The 24,437-nt window shown below is 68.1% G+C and carries 19 protein-coding genes, 1 tRNA gene and 2 pseudogenes; 4 read left to right on the top strand and 18 right to left on the bottom strand.

All coding sequences use genetic code 11. The annotated features are described in order from the left end of the window. Positions 1-365 precede the first annotated feature (365 nt). Positions 366-1,151: pseudogene (locus AB0L53_RS39610) on the top strand (IS256 family transposase); the annotation flags it as partial. Here AB0L53_RS39610 and AB0L53_RS39605 read toward each other — a convergent pair. Further along, positions 1,134-3,227, bottom strand: coding sequence for an ISAzo13 family transposase (locus tag AB0L53_RS39605; protein ID WP_364005629.1), 2,094 nt, complete (start codon positions 3,225-3,227; stop codon positions 1,134-1,136). The pseudogene AB0L53_RS39610 and the gene AB0L53_RS39605 sit on opposite strands and share 18 nt — an antisense overlap. 50 nt (positions 3,228-3,277) lie before the next feature. On the opposite strand from AB0L53_RS39605, the pseudogene AB0L53_RS39600 reads away from it, so the two are divergent. Further along, a pseudogene (locus AB0L53_RS39600) lies at positions 3,278-3,736 on the top strand (transposase); the annotation flags it as partial. A 303-nt stretch (positions 3,737-4,039) separates the two neighbouring features. On the opposite strand, the gene AB0L53_RS39595 reads toward AB0L53_RS39600, so the two are convergent. From AB0L53_RS39595 to AB0L53_RS39575, 5 genes are all read right to left on the bottom strand, one after another. Then, complete coding sequence (locus AB0L53_RS39595) at positions 4,040-4,768, bottom strand: TatD family hydrolase (protein WP_364005626.1); 729 nt, start codon at positions 4,766-4,768, stop codon at positions 4,040-4,042. Positions 4,769-4,809: 41 nt separating this feature from the next. Then, positions 4,810-6,096, bottom strand: a complete 1,287-nt coding sequence (gene qatC / locus AB0L53_RS39590) for a Qat anti-phage system QueC-like protein QatC (RefSeq protein ID WP_364005623.1) — start codon at positions 6,094-6,096, stop codon at positions 4,810-4,812. Further along, positions 6,096-6,539, bottom strand: a complete 444-nt coding sequence (locus AB0L53_RS39585) for a hypothetical protein (protein WP_364005620.1) — start codon at positions 6,537-6,539, stop codon at positions 6,096-6,098. Before AB0L53_RS39585 ends, qatC begins: the two co-directional genes overlap by 1 nt. 344 nt (positions 6,540-6,883) lie before the next feature. Beyond that, entirely contained in the window at positions 6,884-8,896 is a 2,013-nt protein-coding gene (locus AB0L53_RS39580; RefSeq protein ID WP_364005617.1) for a P-loop NTPase fold protein, read from the bottom strand. A gap of 911 nt (positions 8,897-9,807) precedes the next feature. Then, complete coding sequence (locus AB0L53_RS39575) at positions 9,808-10,080, bottom strand: hypothetical protein (RefSeq protein ID WP_364005614.1); 273 nt, start codon at positions 10,078-10,080, stop codon at positions 9,808-9,810. 271 nt (positions 10,081-10,351) lie between these two features. Here AB0L53_RS39575 and AB0L53_RS39570 point away from each other — a divergent pair, with 271 nt between their 5' ends. Continuing rightward, positions 10,352-11,917, top strand: a complete 1,566-nt coding sequence (locus tag AB0L53_RS39570) for a tyrosine-type recombinase/integrase (protein ID WP_364005611.1) — start codon at positions 10,352-10,354, stop codon at positions 11,915-11,917. 209 nt (positions 11,918-12,126) lie between these two features. Here AB0L53_RS39570 and AB0L53_RS39565 read toward each other — a convergent pair. The 4 genes from AB0L53_RS39565 to AB0L53_RS39550 all read right to left on the bottom strand — a co-directional run bounded on the left by AB0L53_RS39565 (position 12,127) and on the right by AB0L53_RS39550 (position 15,419). Then, a tRNA-Arg gene (locus AB0L53_RS39565) sits at positions 12,127-12,187 on the bottom strand. A 3-nt stretch (positions 12,188-12,190) separates the two neighbouring features. Continuing rightward, positions 12,191-12,865: a GntR family transcriptional regulator gene (locus AB0L53_RS39560; RefSeq protein ID WP_364005608.1), complete on the bottom strand. Its 675-nt coding sequence runs from the start codon at positions 12,863-12,865 to the stop codon at positions 12,191-12,193. Further along, positions 12,862-13,977: a CoA transferase gene (locus AB0L53_RS39555; protein WP_364005605.1), complete on the bottom strand. Its 1,116-nt coding sequence runs from the start codon at positions 13,975-13,977 to the stop codon at positions 12,862-12,864. Before AB0L53_RS39555 ends, AB0L53_RS39560 begins: the two co-directional genes overlap by 4 nt. Further along, complete coding sequence (locus tag AB0L53_RS39550) at positions 13,974-15,419, bottom strand: aldehyde dehydrogenase family protein (protein ID WP_364005602.1); 1,446 nt, start codon at positions 15,417-15,419, stop codon at positions 13,974-13,976. The genes AB0L53_RS39555 and AB0L53_RS39550 overlap by 4 nt, the downstream gene beginning before the upstream one ends. A 66-nt stretch (positions 15,420-15,485) precedes the next feature. On the opposite strand from AB0L53_RS39550, the gene AB0L53_RS39545 reads away from it, so the two are divergent. Further along, the gene (locus tag AB0L53_RS39545; protein WP_358184595.1) at positions 15,486-16,646 is read left to right on the top strand and encodes an acyl-CoA dehydrogenase family protein; all 1,161 of its coding nucleotides are present in this window, start codon (positions 15,486-15,488) and stop codon (positions 16,644-16,646) included. Between the two features lie 6 nt (positions 16,647-16,652). Here the strand turns inward: AB0L53_RS39545 and AB0L53_RS39540 are convergent, their stop codons facing one another. From AB0L53_RS39540 to AB0L53_RS39505, 8 genes are read right to left on the bottom strand one after another with little or no spacing between them, the layout of a single operon-like run. Beyond that, the gene (locus AB0L53_RS39540) at positions 16,653-17,717 is read right to left on the bottom strand and encodes a C45 family peptidase (RefSeq protein ID WP_364005599.1); all 1,065 of its coding nucleotides are present in this window, start codon (positions 17,715-17,717) and stop codon (positions 16,653-16,655) included. Continuing rightward, positions 17,714-18,331 carry an FMN-binding negative transcriptional regulator gene (locus AB0L53_RS39535; protein WP_364005596.1) on the bottom strand — a complete coding sequence of 206 codons (618 nt, stop codon included), beginning with the start codon at positions 18,329-18,331 and terminating at the stop codon, positions 17,714-17,716. Before AB0L53_RS39535 ends, AB0L53_RS39540 begins: the two co-directional genes overlap by 4 nt. A gap of 5 nt (positions 18,332-18,336) precedes the next feature. Continuing rightward, the gene (locus AB0L53_RS39530; protein WP_364005594.1) at positions 18,337-19,305 is read right to left on the bottom strand and encodes a P1 family peptidase; all 969 of its coding nucleotides are present in this window, start codon (positions 19,303-19,305) and stop codon (positions 18,337-18,339) included. After that, positions 19,302-20,039 (bottom strand): ATP-binding cassette domain-containing protein, encoded by a 738-nt coding sequence (locus AB0L53_RS39525; protein ID WP_364005592.1) that lies wholly within the window; start codon positions 20,037-20,039, stop codon positions 19,302-19,304. The genes AB0L53_RS39530 and AB0L53_RS39525 overlap by 4 nt, the downstream gene beginning before the upstream one ends. Next, positions 20,036-21,034, bottom strand: a complete 999-nt coding sequence (locus tag AB0L53_RS39520) for an ABC transporter ATP-binding protein (RefSeq protein WP_364005589.1) — start codon at positions 21,032-21,034, stop codon at positions 20,036-20,038. Before AB0L53_RS39520 ends, AB0L53_RS39525 begins: the two co-directional genes overlap by 4 nt. After that, entirely contained in the window at positions 21,031-21,864 is an 834-nt protein-coding gene (locus AB0L53_RS39515) for an ABC transporter permease (RefSeq protein ID WP_364005587.1), read from the bottom strand. Before AB0L53_RS39515 ends, AB0L53_RS39520 begins: the two co-directional genes overlap by 4 nt. Positions 21,865-21,895: 31 nt before the next feature. Next, a complete protein-coding gene (locus AB0L53_RS39510; protein WP_358553629.1) occupies positions 21,896-22,804 on the bottom strand; it encodes an ABC transporter permease in 909 nt (302 codons plus the stop codon). A 2-nt stretch (positions 22,805-22,806) separates the two neighbouring features. After that, positions 22,807-24,426: an ABC transporter substrate-binding protein gene (locus tag AB0L53_RS39505; protein WP_364005583.1), complete on the bottom strand. Its 1,620-nt coding sequence runs from the start codon at positions 24,424-24,426 to the stop codon at positions 22,807-22,809. Positions 24,427-24,437 lie beyond the last annotated feature (11 nt).

Here is a 24,437-nt window from a genome sequence, read left to right as displayed (position 1 = left end):
CCGGAAAGATCAAGAACTCGCCCAGCACCGCCCGCCTGATCGAAGGACAGCGCACCATCGGCTGGCGCGAAGCACTCATCGAACTCGACATCGCCCATCCAGGCCGCATCAGGTAAAGACCGCTCTCAAGCTCTCAGGAACGATCTTTACACACCTGAAGTGACAACCTCGCAAGTTCCGTGACCGCCTCCTCTACGGCTTAATTGCAGGATTCAGTCCTCTGACGTACGGGACTGTAAAACTAACGGCGGATCTGATGATCAAGGGAGAGACACTTGATGTCCGACACCGCCGTGGAGTCGCCGTCTATGAACGAACCGCTTGCCGAGCCGAATCGCTCGATCACGGACGAGAAGCTGATCTCGATGCTCGTGGACCGAGCCCGCAGCGAGGGCCTGCAACTGACTGGCGAGGGCGGCCTGCTGCAGCAGCTGACCAAGCGGGTGCTGGAGTCCGCCTTGGAAGGTGAGATCACCGATCACCTCGGCTATGACAAGCACGACGCGGCAGGCAAGAACAGCGGTAACAGCCGCAACGGCAGCCGCGCCAAGACGGTGCTGACCGACGTCGGCCCGGTGGAGGTGCGGGTGCCACGCGATGTGGCGGGCACGTTCGAGCCCCAGCTGGTGCGCAAGCGGCAGCGCCGGCTGTCCGGGGTGGATGAGATGGTGTTGTCATTGTCGGCCAAGGGCCTGACTCATGGGGAGATCGCCGCGCATCTGGCCGAGGTGTACGGGACCCAGGTGTCCAAGCAGACGATCTCCACTATCACCGACAAAGTCATGGACGGCATGGCCGAATGGCAGAACCGGCCGCTCGATCGCGTGTACCCGGTCCTGTTCGTGGACGCGATCAACGTCAAGATCAGGGACGGTCACGTCGCCAACCGGCCCATCTACCTGGTCATGGCCGTCACGGTCGAAGGGCACCGTGACATTCTCGGCATCTGGGCCGGTGACGGCGGCGAGGGTGCCAAGCACTGGCTGGCGGTACTTACCGAGCTGAAGAACCGCGGCGTGGACGATGTGCTCATGCTGGTCTGCGACGGGCTCAAGGGCCTGCCACAGGCGGTGGAGGCGGTCTGGCCGCGCACCGTCGTCCAGACGTGTGTGATCCATCGAAGCCGTAAGGAATCAACCTGGCGTTTCGCCATTGTGAGCTGGTGATACGGACGCCAGAAGCTCGGTGGCGCTGGTGAAGCGGTGCAGGGCCGGTGTGGGGAGGTAACCGCCCTGCTTGAGCAGGGGCAAGACATCGCCGATGGCGTTACGGATGGTGCCACGGCTGACGCCGAATAGGTCGGCCAGCGTTTGCTGGTCGCAGAGTTGTCGTTGGGCCAACACGGTGGCCAGGATGCGATCGACATCGGTGATCTTCTGTTGGAAGACACCGCGTCGGGAACCGGGAAGCCGGTCGCCGCCGCGTTGGTGGTGTCGCCGCTGCTCGATCTGGGCGTGGTAGGAGACCGCGATCCGCTCGATCATGACGTGGAAGGCGTCGCGCGGCATGCCGGTCAGCTCGGGATGGGACAAGGTCTGACACAGGTGCATCTGGCTGGTGACAGCACCGCGATCGAACCAGTCGCGCAGATCCTGAGCCTGGGAGAAGTAGTGCGTGGTCTGCGAGACGGTGACCCGCTGCTCGTCCATGAGAGTCCGTGTTTCCCTGATCGCTTGGCCGATGGTGACCTGGTTGGTGCTGAGCAAATCGACCAGGACCTTCTGGGAGCAAACCAGGCGCAAGTAGATGACGGTGATCAGGACGCGGTCAGCGTCAGTGAGCAGGGGCTTGCCGTGGGCTCCGGGTGCTTTCAGGCGCCGTCGGCCCCGCTGCTGGAACTTGCGCTGCTCGGCTTGGGCGGCTTGTGCGGGGGCCAGTCGCCTGCAGAGAGTGTCTGGTTCCTCGGTGGTCATGCCGGTCAGCCGTGGGCCGGCCAGCATCGCCAGGGCTTGAGCGCGGGAATGCTGGCGATCGTCGGCGGTGATGGCGGCGGCTTGGTCGTGCTGGCCGGTGGGAGCGATGGTGTAGTTCCAGGTTCCATGGTGTTGGTGAGGTGTGATCGGCAGTGAGCGCACGTACTCGCGGCTGACCGAAATCCCGATCGGGTAGGCACCAGTGTCCAGTTCGGCATGGACTCGCAGACCGGTGCGGGTGCGCGTGGCGGCGATGCTGTTCACGACGACCTCCTGGCTGATCAACGGCCTGCCGCGCCAGTTCAAGGTGATATGGGAGAACAGCCGGTGCTCGATCTTGTTCCACTTGGAGGTGCCCGGCGGGAAGCGACAGACGGTCACCGTCAGGCCGGCCTCGGTGGCGAATGCGGCAAGCTCGGCCTTCCATAGCCGGTAGCGGTAGCTGTTGGAGCCGCCGCAGTCTGCGGTGATCAGTAAGCGATCCGCGGCCGGGTAGTCCAGATGGCCTCGCGAGTGCCACCAACGCCGAATCGACTCCACCGCGAACACCGAGGTGTCGTGATCTGTCCCCACGTTCACCCAGCCCGTGTCCCGGGTCAGGTCGTAGATGCCGAACGGGATCGCCACTTCCACGTCCGGGCCGATGAAGTAGAAGCTGTGGTCCTCCACCTGGACCGGATCGCCTCGTGGACGCCACTGGCGCCCCGGGTTCGGTAGCTGCCCGAGCTGCTCCTTCTTCTTGGCGTCAATACTGATCACCGGCTGCCCGGCTGCCTGATGTTGCTTTACCTGCTCGTTGAGATACCGGAACTGGGCATCTCGATCAGGGTGCTGAGCACCTTCCAACGTCTTGGTGCTGGCCTGCAGGCTGAAGCCCTGCCCGCGCAGCAGCCGGCCGACCGTCGGCGCGGAGACCGGATGTCCCTGCCGGGTCAGTTCCTCGGCCAGGTTCCGCAGCGACTTGGTCGTCCAGCGCAATGGTGACATCGGATCGCCCCGCTCATCCGGCTCCACCAACGCCAGCAGCGCGGGGATCACAGCAGGGTCATGCTCCTCGGTCGGCTTACGACCGCCGCCGGGCCTGCGGATACGGCCGTTCGGAAGCGGATTCTCGCCGGCCTCCAACTCGAACACTCCGGCCCGCACCGTGGTCTCGGATACTCCGGCCACGGCAGCTACGGCCCGAACTCCGCCATGCCCGAGCAGCCGAGCTTCCTGCGCGAGCACCAGGCGCCGCAGACGTTCGTTCAGATGCGGGAGTAGTACCTCGAACCGCGCTGTGAGCTGCTCGCGGATCCGGCTGGAGATCGCCATACCATCTCAACGAGTCCAAGATCAGAAAGCAACGCCTTATTTCCTTACGACTTCATCTGCTGCGCAACTCGTTCCGGTACGCGGCCCGGCAGGACTGGGACAAGATCGCACGTGCGCTCAAGCCCGTCTACACTGCGGCCACCGAGGACGCGGCGCTGGAGCGGTTCTACGAGTTCTGCGAGAGCTGGGGCCAGAAGTATCCAGCGATCGTGCGCCTGTGGGAGACCAGCTGGGCCGAGTTCGTGCCCTTCTTGGCCTTCGACGTCGAGATCCGCAAGGTGATCTGCTCGACCAACGCGATCGAGAGCGTCAACGCCCGTATCCGCAAGGCTGTGCGCGCCCGCGGTCACTTCCCGAACGAGACCGCGGCCTTGAAGTGCGTGTTCATGGCCTTGATGAGCCTGGATCCCACCGGCAAGGGCCGCAAGAGGTGGACCATGCGCTGGAAGGCACCCCTGAACGCCTTCCAAATCGCCTTCGAGGGCCGCCTCACTCCTGCCAACCTCTGAACACTTCAACAACCAAGATCAGCCGTTAAGTTGACACTCCCTGACGTACCGGTTCATTCAACAAAGTCGTGATTGCTATTCGGCGTGGTCCGTCAGCCGCAACGAAATACCGATGATGTTGGCAGACGCGTTGCCGAACCGCTCCATGAGCAGGCAAAGCTGGTGAACCGCAGAGAACCGCACCTTGGGCTCCCTCGCCAGAGCGGCATGGCATGGGATGGCTTCCCCAAGCGACTGTCCACCTGGCGACTCGTAGCCTCCCCGAGGAAAACCAGGTGAGCAACTAAAAATGCTCATGGATTATCAAGTGGCATCAACAATGGCGCGAACCCTCGACGGGAGCAGGTCTCGAGTTCCTGTGCCCGCCACCAGAGCAGCAAGATTTTGCCACAGTTGGAGTCGAAGAGCGTCGGACGTTATCCCTCGGCTGGCGGCTAGACGTGCTTCAACATCGGAGACGTTGCCCGGCTGCCTGGGTTGACCTCCGCCACGGTTCCCGTCCGGGTGATCCGTCTCAAGCAGCAGCCTGTCAATGGGGATGATGTCGAGCGCATTGCTTCTGCGGAGAGTCGCTGCATTTACAGAGAACCACGCTCCGAGATCGAGAGCTCGTGTCGTGGATGCCCGGTCCCCGAGCCACCAATGAAGGATCGCACCGGTCACCGGCGTCCGCTCAAGTTGGTCAACGACCTCAACCGTGGCACCATAACTGTGTATTGACGTCAAACGCGGTCTTACCTGGAGTTGGGCAAGGACGGACGCGAAGACGTCGCGTTGTTGACTGAGACGGGATGGGACCTTCGCGTCGAGTCCAACTTCGCCAACATATGCAGTCTCGCTGAGTAGCTGGCCAAACACCTCTGAGTCGTAGCTGTCCAGTGCCCCCTTCACCCCAGGATGAACCCCAACTCCCCAGACCGTGAGGAGATCGCTCGGCTGACGTTTCAATGCGGCGCGGGATTCGCCGAGGCTACGGCTGGCGGCGAAGATGACGGCGCGGAGGTTGAGCAGGTCACGTGCGTCGATGGCCACGTCAACGTGAGCGTGTATATCGAGGGGTGGCCAGGTGCTGCTCATACGAGCAGTCCCAGTTCTCGCGCACCGCGGACGCATAGGTCCCGGGCTTGGCTTGCGCCGTATCCGGCTGGCAGGCGCATCGCGGCGATGTCGCTGACCCTAATGCCCCGCGCTACGAAGCCTCGAATGCTGGGGAGGATGGATGCCTTCTCAAGGTGCTCCTTCACTGACTCGCTGGGGGGTGAATCAACCACATAAGCACTCTCGTCGATCAATCGTGCGGCTGTAAAGGAGGCACGGCGAACGAGGCAGCCGAAGCAGGTTCCGCAATGATCCGTGGCTTTCACGCCGAGCCACCTCCGGTTTGTGAAGGCGCACGAGTTGGTGGCGCTGAGTACGGCGGACGCCGTTTCGTCTCCGATCTCGTCGGCGAGCCAGCGGAACATCTCGCCCTTAGTCTGTGCCGTGAAGGGGTTGGTGATGTCCGCCCATGCGCCGGCTTGATGGGCAATGCGCGCGAGCTCGGCAAGGAACCACGGGTGGGTCGTGCGCGTCGACAGGCTGCCGAGCTGGTCGGGACCGAGCGGCGGGTTCAGCGAGGCAAAGCCGTTCTCGGGTATCCAGAGCTCGACCTCGTTGATAGAGGCGAGCGCGAGTCCGAGCGCGAGGAAGAGGAAGGAGCGTGTCCGAGTGGAGTTCTCATTGCGGAGATCGTATCCGCCCGGTTGACTTTTACGACGAGTGAATACGACTTGGCGGTGATGCTGCACCGAACCGTTAGGTCGTATTGTCCGAATCCTCTCGGCGATGTCCTTTTGAATCGGTGAGATGGAGGTGGCGCCTACATGGGAGACAAGAACGTGCTCCTTAGGCTGAGTGCGCGCAAGGAAGGCGCCTATTGCAGAGTCCGCGCCGCCGCTCATGAGTACCACCCTCCGAGCGTTGGGGCACGGGTTCTCGGCGATGCTCTCGCGTGGGATGCGAGCGTGGCGGAAGGCTAGTTGCCAGGAGTCACCTGACAGAAAGCTGAGCAGGGCTTCAAGATCGCGGGCGGTTGCGTTCCAAGGGTCTGGATCGTGTACTGGGACCGTCAGGGCGAATGTGCGACGAGTCCAGTTCACCTGGCCGACCTGCCGAGGCACGGAGCGGTCCGCCGCATACACCATCGCGGCGAGGCGAAACAGCTCCACGTTCGCCAGCGGCACGGGGCCCAACTTGCCGAGCCGCGGGCGGAGTTGCGTGTTGAAAGTTCCTGTGCCGTGAGTAGGCCAATAGAAGGTCCGCTCAGCGGCCTCTTTGGTTATGGTGCCAGGGATCTTGAACCTGAGATCGAACTCTGCCATCAGGACTCCTCATACACGGCACGGAGGTATTCGAGGCCGTCCTCGATGGCCTTCATGAACTCAGCAGGACTCGGTCCTGATGGAGAAAGGTTCGCGTACGCTGCCAACTCCTCGGCCGCCTGACGAATACCGTCCTCAAAGTCCGCACGCTGGGCGCCCGTCATATCCTTTGTGTTGAGTTTCGACGCAGTCTCAACCAGATATGCCTCGGCCAGGATCAGCGCAACCGCCTCCTCAGCGACATGCCCCAGGGACACATCAGCGCCAGCGGCATCGCTCTCGATCAGCCACTCGGCAAGACGACCGACCACCTCTAACTGCTCTGCCGTCTCAATGGTCCCTTCCGGGAGATCCTCGCAAACCTTCTGCGCGATCTGGTGAGCAACGTCGAAGATATTGGGGTTTGCCCGCAGAGCCTCATAGTCGAGGCCGAGATCGCGCAATATCTGCGCGTCACCCGTTCGGTAGGCGTACGCCGCAGCGGCACCCCGACCGGCTGAACGTGCCGCAGTCGCCGTGGAGCGTGTGAGTGTGTGGGAACTGTTCCGGCGGCCTCTACCTGAGCCGCCGCCACGCGAAGAACGGAACAATCCCGCTGTGGAGAGAAGGCGTCCGGCCGGAGACGTCAGCGAGAGCTTTGACGTCGACAGCGCGGTCTGCCGTGTGCCGTTGTCTCCGGCGGCCGGTGTCGCACCATCTGCGTCTGGGAGGCTGGCAAGCCAGTCGTCGAGCCCGTCGCGCAGCTCGCCGCCAGCCGCACTGCCCGAGTATGAGCCCTTAGTCCCCATCAGTGTCGACCTCCGGACGGTGGCGGCGTCCTCAGCGCTTTCTTGATGTGGCCGTCGGGCAGGCGGTCAGAAAGCTCATCGATGACGTCCTTCATCCCCGGAAAGTCGACACCAGCGAGGATGACGGCGGTTCCCACCTGGAGATCGCTCGCGGGAAGTCGACGGAACGCACCCAGGGCCGCGGGCTGGGCGACAGCGTGCAACCTTGCCAGGCGTGCAACGCCAGAGACCGCACCGCGCTGCTCCTGGATGCGGTCACGAGCACGAAGTGAAAGGTGTTGCACCAGCCGGCTCACGTCGTCGACGGTGAGCGCTCGGAGGCTGTCGTCCGTGAGTTGGCGTCGGTCAACGGTGCGTGTGGAAGCCAACTGCGCAGCAAGATCCCGGAGATGCTGTGGAAGCTCGGCACTGACTAGCAGGTCGCCGCGGAACGATGCCGCGAGGTGAAGGTAAGGGCTCAGGTCGAGGGCATGTAGATCAGGGAAGAGCTTCGCCCATCTGATCATGTCGTCCGTGAAGTGAGGAGCGACGCTTGGGGCATCCTTGGAGCCCAACGTGGCGTCTTCCGCAGGGTTGTCAGTACCTTTCCCACCAAAATCCACCTTCCTCTCATCGGCGGGATCCTCCGTCGTCGACGATTCGGCTCCGTCATCTGCTTCGGCATCGTCATCGCTAGCGACGTTCGCTACCGTTGGCTCCTCCTTCGGTCGGTTGGCCTGCGTCTCGAGTGCTTCGAGCCTGTATCGCAACTCTCCCGTGCGAAGCCAGGACAACACGGACTGGAACTCATCAGGGAGCAACACCTCGAGCACCATGAGCTTGGCGACGACGTCGAACTCAAGCTCAATTCCGCGGCGGGCTGCGATCGAGCGTCGGATGTTCAGGTCGTTGAGAAAGCGCTTGATGCGACGAGGGTTGCCCCTCAGCTTCTCGTAGAGGATTGTCGTCAGGCGTCTGGCGAACGAAAGCTCTTGCTGAACGCTGAACCCGTCGGGCGCTTTAAGGTCATCAAGGGCACCAACTGCTCGAAGACGCTGGCACTCGGCGATAACCACCTGCATCTGATCTTCGCTCAGCTGGCCATCCATACGGTTCTGCAGTTGAAGCAGCAACACATATGACTCCGTATCGAACGCGCCGAGGGCTGGCAGCGACACCGTGGCCTGGACGATCTTGTGCAGATAAAGCTTCGAGGGCGGCTCCGCTGGCAGTGCGTCCTCGTCGTCGGCTCGCTCAGCGGGCATGGTCCACTCGGGCAGTTTCGTACGAATGGCGTCGGCGACTCGATCCTCGTCCGCCGCGATCACGAACGATATGCCTTCCACGCTGAGAAACAGACGAATCGCTTCCAGGGTCTCGACCACGGTATCCACGAGGCACCGATCAAGATCATCGACAAGAACCGCAACCCGCCTGATATGCGAGAGTTCGTCTAAGGCGAGCAGCTCTGCGAACTCGGCCTTGAAGCCAGTGAGCCCGCGTGGCTCGCCCTTGGCATCGTCGCCCTCATCGCCTTTCTCGCGAATCAGGCCGAGAACGTCATCCATCCCAGGCAGTTGGAGGGTCAGAGACGACTTGGCGGCGAGCTTCACGGCTTTCGCCCAGTCGATACGGTCGGACAGCCTTTTCAGGAGCTTCTTGACCTTGACTGCCTTGGTCTCTTCAACTTCGGCCAAACGAGCCGCGAGTTCTACCGCGACGGCGTCGAGGACTTCCCCGATGAGACTCTCTTTGGCTCCGACGGCAGGATCATAACGCCACGGGTCCGTGCGAACCGTGAGGATCTTCGCCTCGTCGGGTTCGCTGCGGGCGTCGAGATCGGCCTTGATCAGTTCGAGAACAGTCGTCTTGCCGCTGCCCCATGGGCCAGAGAGTCCGATTGCAAGCGGGTCGAGCGCATCGTCGAGCACGGCGTCCGAGACGGTTTCAGCGATAGCCCGTGCTGCGAGGAAGTCGACTTTGGAGGGCTCGTCCGACCAGAGACGACCACGTAAATCCTTAGTGACGGTCAACGTCTGCCTCCTGTCGCCCCCGCCTAGCTGAAGAGAGGCGACAATCTCGCGTTCGCGCTTCTCCTCCCGCCTGGGCGTTGAGGGGATTGGGACCAAATCATTCGAATGCGGTTTCTACTCCAGAATCCACCATAGCGTTCAGTTAGCTCTGATGACACGCTGGGGTGGACCCCATCCTCGCCGGCTAGCTACCGAGCCATTCCCAACAGGCTCCTGTTGATCCGCGATACGCGAGGCAGAGCCTTGGTCGAAGATCCTGCGTAGGCACGAAATTGTCAGTCTCGTGTGAGAGTCTCCACAGGGGTCACGTCAGATCGGGACGGATCGTATAGTCAAGGGCTCACCACGGGGCCGCGGGCGGCCGCTGAACCCGCGTTCACGTGCTCGTCACATGCTCTTCAGCCATCGACACCGGTAAACACGGGGCGACATTCTTGGACATTCCAAAAGCGACAAAACCAGCGGGTTGATACAATTGAACATGCTGAAGTAGGGCCCAGCATAAAAGCTTGCGACTTTTAATCCGCAGGTGCGCTAACTTCCCCAGGCATCGTTGCTCGCATTCTGCAAGCCATCATGGCCGTTTCCTTGCCGGGTTGAGGCTGTCTACCGCCGGTCGAGGACGGCGAGTGTGCGCCGGATTCGGATGCTTTGTCCGGTAATCATGGTCGAACCTTTGCCTCGCCTGCTGTCCGAATCCGGGCCTGATCGCAGGTATTTATAAAGGTGACAGGGATCAGGTGGTCCAGGTGATCGGGCCACACCGACATGACTTCGCCGCACGACAGCACAACACCACCGAACCACATCATCCGCCGTACCACGCGAACCGCGGACCTTACCGTTCAGCACGACGGACGGCACGCTGCTGCTGATCGAAGCGCCCCATCGGGTCGTCAGCCACTGCGCGGTCATTCCAGGCCGGCGCCCTGGAAACGGCTGCTCATCACGCTCGCACGCCTTGGCGCGTTCCCGCGGCGAGAGCCGTCCTTGCTCTGTGGCTCCTCGAAGCGATCGGCGGTGAGTTGGCGGCGACGCTGTACGGAGACCGCCGTCGCCCCCGCCCGGCGGTGAGCGTCGGATTCGGCCTTGACCATCGCCATCCAGGTGGGCGTCGATACGCCCTGTCCGGCACGGCCCGCCCCGATCACGCCCACCGCATCGGCCGCGCCGGACGGGGACACGGCGACCCCGGCGCTGCACACCGCACAGACGCGGCACGGGCGACAGGACCGCCGTGCACCCGTATCCAGCGATCACCGGGGCCATGCCGGAACGGGATATCGCGGGATGAGCGCTCGAAACAGGACCTGCTAAAGGCACGCCCTTTCAGCAGGGCAGCCCTTCACCGGCTGCTTCGGGGCTGGGCGCAGAACCCCCGTTCCGAGCGCCACCCCGCCTCCCACCACACCAGCCCCACCCAACAGCACCGAAGAGAACAGGACAGGCACCACGATGGCCGAAGGACGCACCTTCAAACGCTGCTCCTGCCGCGACAGCGACGGCAAAGCACTCGGGCAGCAATGCCCCAAGCTACGCCGCGCCGACGGCGGATGGAGCTACCGGCACGGCATCTGGAACTACCAGATCGAACTCCCACCCGCACCCGACGGCAAGCGCCGCGGGCCGCTGCGCCGCGGCGGCTTCGCCACCCAGGACGCCGCCAAGGACGAACTCGGCCAGGTGCGCGACCTGCTCGCGCTGGCCGACCCGCGCGAGCCGGCCACCCGCACCCAGATCGCCGACCTGATCAAACGAACACTCGCCGAAACCGACACCCTGCCGAACGCGGAGACGGTCCGCCGGAAGATCAAGACGAGGCAGCATCTGACCCAGGAGGTCACCGTCGAGCAGTGGCTGGCGGAGTTCCTCAACCGCAAGCGGAAGATCGAGGAGACCACCCGCCGCTCCTATGAGGGTCACATCCAGCTCTACCTGACGCCGTATCTGGGGCGGCTGCGGTTGGATCAGCTCAAGGTCAGCGACATCGCGTTGATGTTCGAGCAGATCGAGGAGTTCAACGACACCATCACCGAACGCCGCGCCGACCCCGACCAGCAGGTGCGCGAGAGTGTCAAGTACCGGCGGCCGATCAGCATCGCCACCATGCATCGCATCCGCGCCACCCTCCGCCACGCGCTCAACGTGGCCATGCGGCAGGACCGGCTGATCGACTTCAACCCCGCCGCGGTCTTGGAGATGGCCGCCCACACCCGGCCCAAGGCGCTGGTGTGGACTGATGACCGGGTCCGTTCCTGGCAGGCCGACTACCGCGCCTATCGGGAGAGGGAGAAGCAGCGTCGGGGCGGGCGGAGGGTTGATCCGATCGACGCCTACACCAGCGTGCCGCGCCCCTCTCCGGTCACGGTGTGGACGCCCGCGCACACCCGCCGGTTTCTCAAGGAGGCCAAGGCTCACCGTCTGTTCGCCCTCTACCAGCTGATCGCGCTGCGCGGGTTGCGCCGGGGCGAGGCGTGCGGGCTGCGGTGGAAAGAGGTCGACCTCGACGGCCACACCCTGACCGTGAACTGGCAGCTCGTGCAGCTGGCCTGGGAGGTCCATGAAGGCACGCCAAAGACGGATGCCTCGGTCCGGACCATCGCCCTTGACAGCGACACCGCCCAGGTGCTGCGCGTCCACCGGCAGCAACAAGTACAGGAACGGCTGGCCATGGGCGAGGCGTGGACCGACAGCGGCTTCGTGTTCACCCAGCCAGAGGGAAGCCGTCTGCACCCGCAGCACGTCTCCGACCAGTTTCTCTGGCTGGCCTACCTGGCGGGCCTGCCGCCGATCCGGCTCCACGATCTCCGCCATGGCGCGGCCTCGCTGATGCTGGCGGCCGGGGTGGAGATGAAGGTGGTGCAGGAAACGCTGGGCCACACCTCCAGCGCCTTCACCGCCGACACCTACACCTCGGTCTACCCGCAGGTGGCCACAGCGGCGGCCGAGAAGACCGCCGCCCTGCTCTTCGGCGAAGCAGACCAGGCCAAACCGGGCAAAATCATCTCGCTGAGGAGCTGAACAGTCGGATTAAGCATCCGGCCCCGCATTCGCCGCCTGCTTGCGGCGAGGCGGGGCCGCTGTTCTTCCCGCAGCAGCCGGAGGTGGCGAATGGATCATGGTGTGTGCGGGGTTGGTGCGCGCGAGCACGTATGGAGCACGCAACGGCTAGACGAAAATTCTAGAACGCATCCGATCCCGCATCGCCGCAGGTAAGACCATGATCAAAGCGCGCCCTGCAGGATTCGAACCTGCGACCGTCGGATGAGAAGTCCGCCACGCCGAACCCGCCGGTCAGCCGACCGTACCAGGAGACAACCGCGCCTCTATGGCGGTCACCGCGTGGGCCCGGTGGGCGGCCAGCACGGCCACCACGGCCTCCGCGTCGCGGCGGCGCAGGAGGTCGAGCGTGGCGCGGTGCTCCTCGATGACCCGCTGCCTGTTGGGCTCCTCGCCGTAGTACAGCGACCGGTAGGCGTCGGTGGAGTCCCACAGCGTCCTGATCAGCCGGACCAGCCGCGGCAGCCCCGACCACTCGAAGATCGTCATATGGAAGCGGCGGTTGGCCTCGGCCATCTCCAGCACATCACCCGCCGCCGCGGCCCGCTCGACCTCAGCCTGCGCGTGCTCGGCTTCCGCCAGCCCGGCGTCGGTGAGGCGTTCGACCGCGCGGCGGACCGCCTCGGCCTCCAGCAGCTCGCGGATCAGGTAGACCTCGCGCAGGTCGTCGAGCGAGAGCCGCTGCACGCAGTAGCCGCGATGCGCCTTGTACGTGACCAGCCCCTCGCCCTCCAAGGTCTTGAGCGCCTCGCGCAGCGGGACCCGGCTGACGTCGAACTCCTCGGCCAGCGCCTCCTGCCTGATCGGGTCGCCTGGACGCAGCCGGCCGGTGGTGATCGCCCGCCTGAGCTCCTCCAGGACGAACTGCTGGGCCGTGGGCGGCCTGCGGTGCCCTTCTACCGAGGTCATTGCCCCAATATCTCACGGACCCAGTCCGCGTCCTGCCCGAGCGAGGGCGGCGGGAGGCGGTACTCCGGCGGCGTCGCGCCCAGGCCGATGGGGTTGGCCACCTGATCACCGGCCAGGGGCTCCAGCCCGAGCTCGGCGGCGAAAGCGAACGCCGCGTCCAGGGTGTTGATCGGCCCGCACGGCACCCCGGCCGGGGTGAGCGCGGCGAACCACTCGTCGGCCGTACGCGTCCCGAGGGTCCGGTCGAGCTCGGCCACGAGCTCTTCCCGGTCGGCGACCCGGCCGGTGTTGGCGGCGAAGCGGGGGTCGTCGGCCAGGTCGGCCCGGCCCAGCACCTCGCACAGGGCGCGGAACTGCCGGTCGTTGCCCGCCGCGATGACGATCGGCCGGTCGGCGGCCTGGAACACCTCGTACGGCACGATGCTGGGATGCCGGTTCCCCATGGCCTTCGGCACCACCCCGGCTGCGGCGTACCCGGAGGCGTGGTTGGTCAGGGCTGACAGCAGCGACGACAGGAGCGACACGGACACTCGCTGTCCCTGCCCGGTGGCGTCGCGGTGGCGCAGCGCGGCCAGCACGCCGAGCCCCGCGTGCAACCCGGTGATCACGTCGACGAGAGCCACGCCCGCCTTCGTGCCGGGCCCTTCCGGCTCGCCCGTCACGCTCATCAGCCCGCCGACGGCCTGTGCGATCAGGTCGTATCCGGGCAGTTCCGCGCCCTTGCTCGCACCGAACCCGGTGATCGAGCAGTAGACCAGCCCGGGGTTGGCGGCGCTCAAGGCGGCGTAGCCGAGGCCCAGCCGGTCCATGGTGCCCGGCTTGAAGTTCTCGACGAGCACGTCGGCGCGGGCGGCCAGCGCGCGGGCCACCTCCAGGTCGGCCGGGTCGCGCAGGTCGAGGGCGATCGAGCGCTTGTTCCGGTTGACCGCCAGGTAGTAGGTGGCCACTCCCCCGGCGTGCGGCGGTCCCCATGAGCGGGTGTCATCGCCGGCGCCGGGGCGTTCCACCTTGACGACGTCGGCGCCGAGGTCGGCTAGGAGCATGGTCGCGTACGGCCCGGCCAGCACCCGGCTGAAGTCGGCGACCAGCAGCCCGGACAGAGAGCCACTCATGCCGGGGCGCCGAGGTAGACGGTCACGGTCTGGGTGAAGAACTCGCGGGCCGCGCGCCCCTGCTCCCTGGGCCCGAAGCCGCTGAGCTTGCGCCCGCCGAACGGCACCCAGGGGAACGTGCCCGCCGACTCGGAGTTGATGTGCAGCACGCCGACCTCGAGGTGTTCGACGGCCTGGAGGGCGGCGCCGAGGTCCCTGGTGAAGATCGCCGCCGACAGGCCGTGCTCGCTCCGGTTGGCCAGCCGCAGCGCCTCCTCCGGACCCGAGGCCCGAACGGCGCCCACAACGGGCCCGAACAGCTCCCTGCTCCACACGTCCACGTCCGTGCCCGGCAGCGCGAGCACGGTCGGCGGCGTGAACCAGCCGGCCGCGAGGTCGCCTTCGGTGTACGGCCGGGCGCCGGCCAGCACCGTGGCCCCCTGCCCGAGCGCGTCGCGCACGCCCGCCGACACCCGGTCCCTGGCCGCGGCGCTGACCAGCGGACCCATGTCCACCCCGGCGCCGAGCGGATCCCCGACGACCAGTTCCTCCGCCTTGGCGGCCACCTTGCGCAGCAGCTCGTCGGCGACGGACTCCTCGACCACCAGCCGAGAGGTCGCCGTGCACTTCTGCCCGGTGGACCGGAACGCGCCCATACACACCTGCTCGGCGGCGTGGTCGAGGTCGGCGTCGGCCAGGACGACGGCGGCGTTCTTGCCGCCCATCTCGGTCTGCACCGGTTTGGCCAACTCGCCGCAGCGCGCGATGACGGCCCGGCCCACCTCGGTGGAGCCGGTGAAGGAGACCACGTCCACGCCGGGGTGATCGATGACGGCCGCGCCCACCTCCGCCTCGCCGTACACGAGGTTGAGCACGCCCGCGGGCAGGCCCGCCTCGACCAGCGCGCCTGCCAGGCGGGCGGCGAGCAGCGGGACGAGCGAGGACGGCTTCCAGACGACCGTGTTGCCGTAGGTGAGCGCGGGCGCCAGCTTCCAGGCGGGGATCGCGATCGGGAAGTTGAACGGGGTGATCACTCCGGCGACGCCGACCGGTTTGCGCATGACGAGGAGGTTCTCGCCGCGGCGCGGGGAGGCGTAGATCTCGCCGCTCTCCCTGTCGGCCTCGGCGGCGTAGTACCGCAGGATCCTGGCCGCGCCGCGTACCTCCGCCACGCCCTCGGGCAGGGTCTTGCCCTCTTCGCGGCTCAGCTCCCGCCCCCACTCCTCGGCGGACTCCTCGATCAGGGCGGCCGCCGCGGTGAGCACGGCCGCGCGTTCGTGGTGCGGGGTGGCCCGCCAGCCGGGCGCGGCGTCGCGGGCCGCGCGGATCGCCTGCTCCACCTGCTCGGGCCCGGCGGCCCGGCCGCGGGCGACGATCTCATCCGGCCGGGCGGGGTTGGTGTCGGCGAACTCCGCGCCGGATCCCTCGATCCAGCGACCGTCTACGAGGTTCAGGATGTCCATGGTCAACGCACCCTAACTGTGTCATATTGGATAATCAATATTGGATCCAAAATACGGAGCTGGGACATGCATCCTTCCGCCCTCTTCGCCATCGACGGCCTGCTCACCGACGAGGAGCGCGACATCCGCCAGGCCGTCCGGCAGGTGTGCGACCGGGAGATCCGGCCGTACGTCGCCGACTGGTTCGAGGCGGGCGCGCTGCCCGCCCGCGAGCTGGCCCGCTCGCTCGGCTCCGTCGGCGTCCTCGGCATGCACCTGGACGGGTACGGTTGCGCGGGCCTCGGCGCCGTCGCCTACGGCCTGGCCTGCCTGGAGCTGGAGGCGGCCGACTCCGGTCTGCGCAGCCTGGTGTCGGTGCAGGGCTCGCTGGCCATGTACGCGATCTGGAAGTACGGCAGCGAGGAGCAGAAGCGGGAGTGGCTGCCCGCGATGGCGGCCGGTGAGCGCATCGGCTGCTTCGGCCTCACCGAGCCCGACTTCGGCTCCGACCCGGCGGGCATGCGGACCACGGCCAAGCGGGACGGCTCCGACTGGGTGCTGAACGGCACCAAGATGTGGATCACCAACGGCTCGGTGTCCGACGTGGCCGTGGTCTGGGCGCGGGCCGAGGAGGGCATCCGCGGCTTCCTGGTGCCCGCCGGCACGCCGGGCTTCGCCGTACACGATCTCAAGCGGAAGGTCTCCCTGCGCGCGAGCGTGACGAGCGAGCTGGTGCTGGACGGCGTGCGGCTTCCGGAAGAGGCGATGCTGCCCGGCGCCCGCGGCCTGTCCGGGCCCCTCGGCTGCCTGAACGAGGCGCGGTTCGGCATCGTGTTCGGCGCGATGGGCGCGGCGCTCGACTGCCTGGAGACCGCGCTCTCCTACGCGGCCGAGCGGGAGATCTTCGCCCGGCCGCTCGCCTCCTTCCAGCTCACCCAGGAGAAGCTCGCCGACATGGCGCTGGAGCTGGGCAAGGGCCTGCTGCTGGCGGTGCATCTCGGGCGGCTGAAGGAGCGGGGCGAGCTCACCCCCGAGCAGGTGAGCGCCGGCAAGCTGAACAATGTGCGCGAGGCCCTCGACATCGCCCGGACGTGCCGCACGCTGCTCGGCGCGAGCGGCATCACCCTGGAGTACCCGGTGATCAGGCACGCGGTCAACCTGGAGTCCGTGCTGACCTACGAGGGCACCTCGGAGATCCACACGCTGGTCCTGGGCAAGGCGCTGACCGGCGTGCCCGCCTTCCACTGACGGGGCTCAGAAGGTCTGCCAGGTCGAGGCGGTGACCTGGCAGAGCCTGCCCTTGTGCACCCGCATCTCGGCCGCGGCCACGTCCAGGCTGATCACCGCGAGCGTCTCCCAGCGCTGGTCGAGCGGGAGCGCCGGGTCGGCGTGCGCGCACACGGGCGCCACCGGCGCGTGGCAGGTCATCGCCCGCGCCCTGGCCGTGGCGTCCGGGTCGCCCAGCTCGCCGGTCCGTTCCTCCAGATGTTCGAGCCTGGCGTACGTGGCCGGCCGCTCGGTGCCCAGCCGCTCCCCCGCGCTCAGCCCGCCGTCCAGGAAGTGGTTGGCGTGCAGCAGTACGCCGGCGGCGTCCGCCTCGACGACCGCGACACCGTCCGGGCAGATCTCCAGCGACCTGGCCCCCTCCGCCGTGACCACGGTGATGACCGTGGACGCCGACGTCTTCGCCGACCTGGCGATCTCGGTGGCCTGCTCCAGGGTGGCGGCCTCGTCCAGGATCCGGCGCGCGACCACGTGTACGGGTACGCCGACGTTCGCGTGGTCCGACTCGTGGCGCAGGATGTTGAAGTGCGCGCCCAGGCCCGCGCTGTTCACGCCGATCTTGGCCAGCACCCCGAACTCGGTGAAGGTGCGTACCTTGTGCCCTTCGCGCGGCTCGTACGCCCACAGCACCGGCGCGTCGCGCAGGTGGTCGTGCCAGTCCCAGGTCTGCGTCGTACGCGGCGGCAGCCCGCCGCCGAGCACGACGGCGGTGGAGCACTCGCCCTCGCCGTCGTGGCGCAGCGCGGCCAGGATCTCGGTCCGCGCGTTGACGACGGCGACCTGCCAGGCCGCCAGGCCGCAGCCCGCCGCGATGCCGCCGATCTCCTCGGCCAGCTCCGGCGCCCACGCGGCCGTGCTGTCGAGCGCCCGCTCGCCGAGCTCTCTGACCCGCCCGTGACTCGCGCCGCTCACCTCGAACAGCCGCAGATATCCGTCGAGGTTGGCGTGTACGGCCTCGCGCCAGCGGGCGCCGAACTGCCGTCCCCGTCCCGCCGCGTCGAGGCAGGTGGAGGTGTAGGAGGGAAATGTCGTCATCTGGGGGCTACCTCGTCCATCAGTGCCGCGACGGCGGCGTCCGCGTCGCGGTGGACCCGGTGCCGCTGCTCGTCGTCCTTGTCCTGGCTCAGCTTGAACACGCTCTGCTCGGCCGTGACCCGCACCCGGAAGGCCGCCACGCCGGGCACGAGCTTGGCGAAGCGCTCCTCGGAGGCCGGGCTGGGCCGCCAGCTGGGCGTCCGTGCCGACTCCAGCTCCGCCACCGTGCGCCGTACCACGTCCAGGGGGTCGGGGTACGGCTCGATCAGGCCGGTCAGGTGGACGGCCGCGTAGTCCCACGTCGGTACGGCGGGATCGACCGCGTAGCTGGTCGGCGAGACGTAGCCGTGCGCGGCGGAGAAGACCACGAGCACCTCGGGCGCTTCAGAGGAGGGCGGGTCCCAGGCGTGCCACTGCGGGTTGATCCTGGCCATGTGACCGAGCAGCGTCGCGCCCACGAACGTGGACTCGCCGCCGCTCTCCACGATGACGGGTACGTGGCTGGCCACGGGCACGCCGCCGGTCGCGGTGATCACGAGCGCGAACGGGTTCGTCCGCACCAGCCGCGCCACGTGCGCGTGGTCTGGCGCCGCGAAACGGGGAAAGCTGTACATTCCTCCTACTCCACGCTGCTCAGGATGGCATCCCAGGCGATCTCCGATGCCAGGGCGCCCAGCCCGGCGGGCTTGAGGCCGCCCATGTCCACCTCGTCGGTGGTCAGCGCGAACAGCACGTCGCCGTCGTTCTGGGTGTGGAACGGCTGGATGCCCCGGTGCATCGAGCCGTGTACCTGGCGGCTCAGCTGGGTGAGCTCGACGTCGTGCAGCCGTACGTTCGTGACCAGGACCGTCAGCGTGGTGTTGCCCATGACGGCCGGAGCGTCCGACGCGATCGCGTAGTCCACGGTGGGGTGGCGCCTGGTGTCCTCGTCGGCGTGGTAGTTGCCGCGCAGGATCGTCCCGTCGCGGCCGACGACCACGCCCACGGAGTTGACCACCGTCGCCACCAGGACCTTGACCGCTCCGAAGGTGCCGAACGCGGCGCCCTGCCCGGCGAACTCGGCCCTGGCGAAGTCGACCTTGCCCGCGCTGGCGCTGCGTCCGGCGCCGCACCTGCCCACGGGGAACTCGCCCTCGACGGCGGCGCGCAGCGCGGCGCGGCCCAGCGGCCCGTCGGGGTGTACGGCGTTGTCCCGCGTGGAGAAGTCGTAGATCACCGCGCCGGAGACGAGCTGCAGCTCGTCCCACTTGGTCTGGTTGCTCCGGCGGGCCAGCAGTTCCTCGCTCACCCCGGCCACCGCCGACATCCCGTACACCGACCCGCCGGTCAGGCAGATGGCGTGGTTGTAGTCGTAGCCGCCGCTCAGGCCCACCGCGCCGCCGCGGGCGTCCACGGCGGTCCGCGCGCCCGCCGGGACGTGCACGACGGTGCAGCCGGTGGGGCCCTCGCCGTACTCCGCCGTGCCGACGAACACGCCGGGCAGGTCGAACGCGACCGAGCCGCGCCCCGGGCTGGGCTGCGGGGTCAGCGGGAGGTCGGAGTTACCGGGCACGCCGGCGGCGAAGGCCGACACGGGAGCGAGGGTCACAGGGACTCCAGGAGTTGTCGCGAGTACGGATGTTCGGGGGCTGCGTAGAAGGTGGCGGCGTCGGCGGTCTCGACGACCTCGCCGCCGCGCATGACGGCGATCCGGTCGGCCACGTAGCGGACGGCGCCGAGGTCGTGGGAGATGAACAGCGCGGCGAAGCCGTACTCCGCCTGCAGGTCCTTGAGCAGGTTGAGGATCTGCACCTGGACGGAGACGTCCAGGGCGCTGACGGCCTCGTCGAAGACGATGAAGCTCGGCCGGGTGATCAGCGCGCGGGCGATCGACACCCGCTGCCGCTGACCGCCGGACAGCTCGTGCGGGTAGCGGTCGGCGAACCCCGCCTCCAGGCCGACCTGTTCGAGCGCCTCGGGTACCAGCTCGCCGGCGGCCTTCCCGAGTACGGCGAGTGGCTCGGCGACGCTCTGGCCGATGCGCATCCTGGGGTTCAGCGACCAGTGCGGGTGCTGGAGCACGGCCTGCATCCGCCCGGCCAGGTCCTTGCGCCGCCGGGGGAAGGGGCGGCCGTCGAACCTGACCGTGCCGGTGGTCGGCCGTTGCAATCCGAGCGCGACCCGGCTGGTGGTCGTCTTGCCCGAGCCGGACTCGCCCACCAGGCCGAGCGTCTCGCCCTCGGCGACGGTGAGCGAGACGCCGCGCATGGCGTCCAGCCGGGTGCGGCGCAGCGGCGGGCCGGTGGTGAAGGAGACCGTGACGTCGGTGAGGTCGAGGATCACGCGATCACCTCCAGCTCGGCGGCCCGGTGGCAGAGCACGTCCTTGGCGCCGACGCGGACCGGCTCGGGGCGCTCGGTGGCGCAGCGGTCCTCGGCGAAGGGGCAGCGGGGGGTGAACGCGCAGCCGGGCGAAGGACCGGTCAGGACCGGCGGGCGGCCCGGCACCGGCTCCAGCCGTACCCCGGGAACGGCCACGGCGGGTGCCGACCTGGCCAGGGCGGCGGTGTAGGGGTGCACGGGATCGCCGAGCACGTCGGCCGCCGGGCCGCTCTCCACGACGCGCCCGGCGTACATGACCGCCACGCGGTCACACCTGCGGGCGACGGCCGGCAGGTCGTGGCTGAGCCAGACGATGCTCGTGCCCGCCTGCCGGGCCAGCGCGAACACCACGTTCAGCACCTCTTCGCGCACCTGGCTGTCGAGCGAGGCGGTCGGCTCGTCGGCGACCAGCAACTCGGGCGAGGCGGCCATGGCCAGCGCGATCGCCACCCGCTGGGCCATGCCGCCGGACAGCTGGTGGGGGTAGGCGGCGGCCACGCGCGGGTCATCGAGCTTGACCCGCCCCAGGTGAAACGCCACCTGAGCCTGAAGGCCCGCACTCCCGTCCGGCCCCTCGGGGCCGTCGCGCCCGTCGCGACTTTCGCGGCCGTGTGCTCGCAGGACGAGCCGGAGTTGGGCGCCGACCCGCATGGTCGGGTCGAGTGAGGCGATCGGGTCCTGGAAGACGAAGCCGAGCCGCTGCCTGCGCAGCCGCCGCAACGCGGTGGGCGGCAGGTCCAGCACCGGCTCGCCGGCCACGCGTACCGTACCGGCGGCCACCACCGCCTGGTGGGGCAGCAGGCGGCCGATCGCCGCGCCGAGTGTGGACTTGCCCGACCCGCTCTCGCCCACCACCCCGACGGCCTCGCCCGCCGCAACGCGCAGGCCGGCGCCGTCGAGGGCGCGGGCCGTCCCGTAGTCGACCTCCAGGCCGTCCACTTCGAGCAGCGCGCTCATATCAGTGACCTCGTCTCCCTCGGTTCGAACCGGTCGCGCAGCCCGTCGCCCAGCACGTTGATGGACAGGATGGCGAGCACCAGCACGACGCCGGGCCCGATGATCAGCCAGGGGGCGGCCATCATGTACGTGCCGCCCTGGCGGATCAGCACGCCGAGCGACGCCTGCGGCGGTTGCACGCCGAAGCCGAGGAAGCTCAGGCCGCCCTCGACCGAGATGCCGACCGACAGCGCGTAGGTGCCCTGGACCGCGATCGTGCCGGCCACGTTCGGGAGTACGTGGCGGCCGAGGATGCGGGGCAGTCCCGCGCCGCTGATGGCCGCCGCGGTCACGTAGTCGCGTTCGGCCACGGCGACGGCGGCGGCGCGTACGAGCCGGGTCATCAGCGGGATCGTGACCAGCACGATGCTGGCCAGCGCGGCGAGCTGACCGGGCCCGGCGACGGCCGCCACCAGGATCGCCAGGACGATGGCGGGGAAGGAGTAGAGCAGCTCCACCACCCGCATGATCAGCTCGTTCAGGTAGCCGCCCCGGTATCCGGCCAGGATGCCGAAGCCCGCGCTGAGCGCGGCGGTCACCAGGACGGCGGCCGAGGAGAGCAGCAGCGTGGTGCCGGCACCCTCCATGACGCGCGGCAGCATCGAGCGGCCCAGGTTGTCGGTGCCCAGCCACCAGCCGGGACCCGGCGGTCGCAGCCGTGGGCCCACGATCGCGTCGGGGTCTCCACCGGCGTGTACGAGCGAGCCGAGCGCGACCAGCACGAGGAGCAGCAGGCAGCCCAGGCCGGTCATCGACAACGGATCGAGCCGCCTGGCCCGACTCCTCTTCATGCCCGCCTCCTTCATGCGCGTCTCCCGAAATTCATGCGCGTCTCCCGAGCCTTGGGTCGACCAGGCCGACGAGCAGGTCTATCAGGACGTTCATGACGATGAACACGGTGGCCGCCAGCAGCACGCCCGCCTGCACGACCGCGTAGTCTCTGCGCCCCACCGCCTGGACGACGTACGAGCCGATGCCCGGCAGGTTGAACAGGTACTCCACGATCAGCGCGCCGCCGAGGAGGTAGGCGGTGATCGTCGCGGTGAGCGTCAGCACGGGCCCCGCCGCGTTGCGCAGGATGTGGTGCCGGACGATGAACCACGGTGTCTCGCCCCGGGCGACGGCGGCCGTGACGTGCGGCTCGACCAGCACGTTCAGCACGGCGTCGCGGGTGGTCCTGGCCGTAGCCGAGATGGCGAAGATCGACAGCACCGCGGCGGGCAGCAGGTAGCCGCTGGTCTGCAGGCCGTACCGGGAGACCACGAACACCACCAGGCTGCCCAGCGCGAACTCGGGGACGCTCACGCCCAGCCCGCTCAGCAGCCGTCCCGCCGCGCCGCCGCCTCCTGGGCGGGCGCGCAGCGCGGTCAGCACGCCGAGCGGCACCCCCGCCAGTACGGCGGCTGCGACGGCGAACAGCGTGAGCTGCCCCGTCACCGGCAGCCGGGCCCACAGCTCGGCCGCGACCGGCTGCCTGCTGATCATCGAGGTGCCGAAGTCCCCGGTGCCGACCGCCGCCAGCCAGTGCCCGTACTGGGCGAACACCGACTGGTCGAGCCCGTACCTGGCGGCCAGTTCGGCCTTCTGCGCGGGCGTGGCGAACGGGCCCAGGATCGTCTCGGCGAACCCGCCCGGCATCAGCCGGAGCGCCGCGAAGATCAGGACGGAGATGCCGAGGAGGGTGACGGCCGAGCTCAGCGCCCGGCCCGCCCACCACAGCAGGAGCCGCATCGTCAGCCCTTCTTGACCCGGGCGTCGGCGACCAGCCGGAGCAGGTTGCCGTAGCCCTCGGTGGCGTACAGGCTCGGGCTGACCCCGTCGGCGCGATAGGCGATCGTGGCCGGGCGGGTGACCAGCGGGATCATCTGCGCGTCGGTGTCCACCTTGGCGCACACCGCGGCCAGCGCCTTGTCGCGCTCGGCGCCCGACGGGGTCTCCGTCGCGGTGGTGATCAGCGAGTTGAGGTCCTTGTCGGCCTGCATGAAGCCCGCGTTGAAGCCGGCGACGTCGGGGTTCCACCAGGTGGTGACCATGCCGGGGTCGGCGTATCCGGCGAACCACGACAGCGCGGCGTCGAACGTGGCTGGCACCTTGCCGTACACCTTGCCCGCCCAGCTCGCCTCGTCCATCTGCTCGATCTTGACGGTGACGCCGGCCTGCTGGAGGTTCTGCTGGATCACCTGGGCGACGGCGGGGGCCGGCTCGGTGGAGTAGATGCTGAGCGTGAACGACAGGTTCGCGACGCCCGCCTGGGCGAGCAGCTCCTTGGCCTTCGCGGCGCCGCCGGCGGTGGCCGAGGGCAGCGTGGCCGGGTCGCAGGCGCCGGGCAGGCCGGCGGGGGTGACACCGGTGGGCTTGCCCTGGCCGCCGAGGGCCACTTCGGCCATCTGCTTGCGGTCCAGCGCCATGTTCAGCGCCTGCCGGACCCTGGGGTCGGCGAACTTGGGGTTCTTGGAGTTGAGCATCAGGTAGTAGAAGTCGGTGGTGGCCTGGGTGGCGACCTTGACGTTCGCGGCGCCGGCCAGCATCGCGGCGGAGTCGACGTTGCCCAGGGCGGCCAGGGCGGAGCTGCCGTTCTGCACGGCGGCGACGCGGGCGGCCTCCTCGGGCGCGATCGTGACGGTCAGGCTGTCGGCGGCCGGCTTTCCCTTGTCCCAGTAATGCTCATTGCGGACGAAATTCCAGGACACGTCCTGGCGATGTGCCTGCACCTTGAACGGCCCGGTGCCCAGCATCTCCTTGGCCGGGTCGAGGGTCTTCGCCTCGATCTCCTTCATCGGCAGGATCGCGGCCGGCACGTTGGCGAGCGCGGCCAGGAACGGCGTGTACGGCTTGGCCAGCGTGACCTTGACCGTGGCCGCGTCGACCTTGGTCACCTTCTCGACCGGGCCGAGCTGCCCCCGCCACACCGACTTGGCGGCCAGCAGCCGCTTCAGGCTGCCCACCACGTCGTCGGCGGTCATCTGCCTGCCGTTGGAGAAGGCGACGCCCTTGCGCAGGTGGAAGACGTACGTGGTCGGGGTGGGGTTGTCCCAGCTCTCGGCGAGCCGCGGCTGCGGGCTGAAGTCGGGTCCCACGGTGACCAGCGTCTCGTAGACCAGCGACATCAGCTGCCAGGAGGTGGCCACGTCGGCGAGCTGCGGGTCGAGCCCGGTCGCCGCGCCGCTGTCGATGTGCACCGCGACGTTGAGCGCGCCGCCCGCGGGCAGTTTGCCGTCGGCCACGGCCAGGTAGCCAGGGGCGGCGGCCGAGCCGGTCGCCGCGGTGCCCGGCGGGGCCGCTTCCGTGCCGCCGCCGCAGGCGGAGGTGGCCAACACGACCGCCGCGACGCTACCGGCCAGTCTGTATCGCATGACGCCTCATC

Source organism: Nonomuraea sp. NPDC052129 (assembly GCF_040680095.1).
In the GTDB taxonomy this organism is placed as follows: Bacteria; Actinomycetota; Actinomycetes; order Streptosporangiales; family Streptosporangiaceae; genus Nonomuraea.
The sequence above is the reverse complement of the archived record's forward strand: the minus strand, read 5'-3'. Positions and strand labels throughout refer to the sequence as shown.

Coding starts and splice junctions, on each gene's coding strand:
- AB0L53_RS39605 (WP_364005629.1), bottom strand. CDS start 3,227: ATGGCGATCTCCAGCCGGATCCGCGAGCAGCTCACAGCGCGGTTCGAG.
- qatC (WP_364005623.1), bottom strand. CDS start 6,096: ATGGCAGAGTTCGATCTCAGGTTCAAGATCCCTGGCACCATAACCAAA.
- AB0L53_RS39570 (WP_364005611.1), top strand. CDS start 10,352: ATGGCCGAAGGACGCACCTTCAAACGCTGCTCCTGCCGCGACAGCGAC.
- AB0L53_RS39560 (WP_364005608.1), bottom strand. CDS start 12,865: ATGACCTCGGTAGAAGGGCACCGCAGGCCGCCCACGGCCCAGCAGTTC.
- AB0L53_RS39555 (WP_364005605.1), bottom strand. CDS start 13,977: ATGAGTGGCTCTCTGTCCGGGCTGCTGGTCGCCGACTTCAGCCGGGTG.
- AB0L53_RS39550 (WP_364005602.1), bottom strand. CDS start 15,419: ATGGACATCCTGAACCTCGTAGACGGTCGCTGGATCGAGGGATCCGGC.
- AB0L53_RS39545 (WP_358184595.1), top strand. CDS start 15,486: ATGCATCCTTCCGCCCTCTTCGCCATCGACGGCCTGCTCACCGACGAG.
- AB0L53_RS39540 (WP_364005599.1), bottom strand. CDS start 17,717: ATGACGACATTTCCCTCCTACACCTCCACCTGCCTCGACGCGGCGGGA.
- AB0L53_RS39535 (WP_364005596.1), bottom strand. CDS start 18,331: ATGTACAGCTTTCCCCGTTTCGCGGCGCCAGACCACGCGCACGTGGCG.
- AB0L53_RS39520 (WP_364005589.1), bottom strand. CDS start 21,034: ATGAGCGCGCTGCTCGAAGTGGACGGCCTGGAGGTCGACTACGGGACG.
- AB0L53_RS39515 (WP_364005587.1), bottom strand. CDS start 21,864: ATGAAGAGGAGTCGGGCCAGGCGGCTCGATCCGTTGTCGATGACCGGC.
- AB0L53_RS39510 (WP_358553629.1), bottom strand. CDS start 22,804: ATGCGGCTCCTGCTGTGGTGGGCGGGCCGGGCGCTGAGCTCGGCCGTC.
- AB0L53_RS39505 (WP_364005583.1), bottom strand. CDS start 24,426: ATGCGATACAGACTGGCCGGTAGCGTCGCGGCGGTCGTGTTGGCCACC.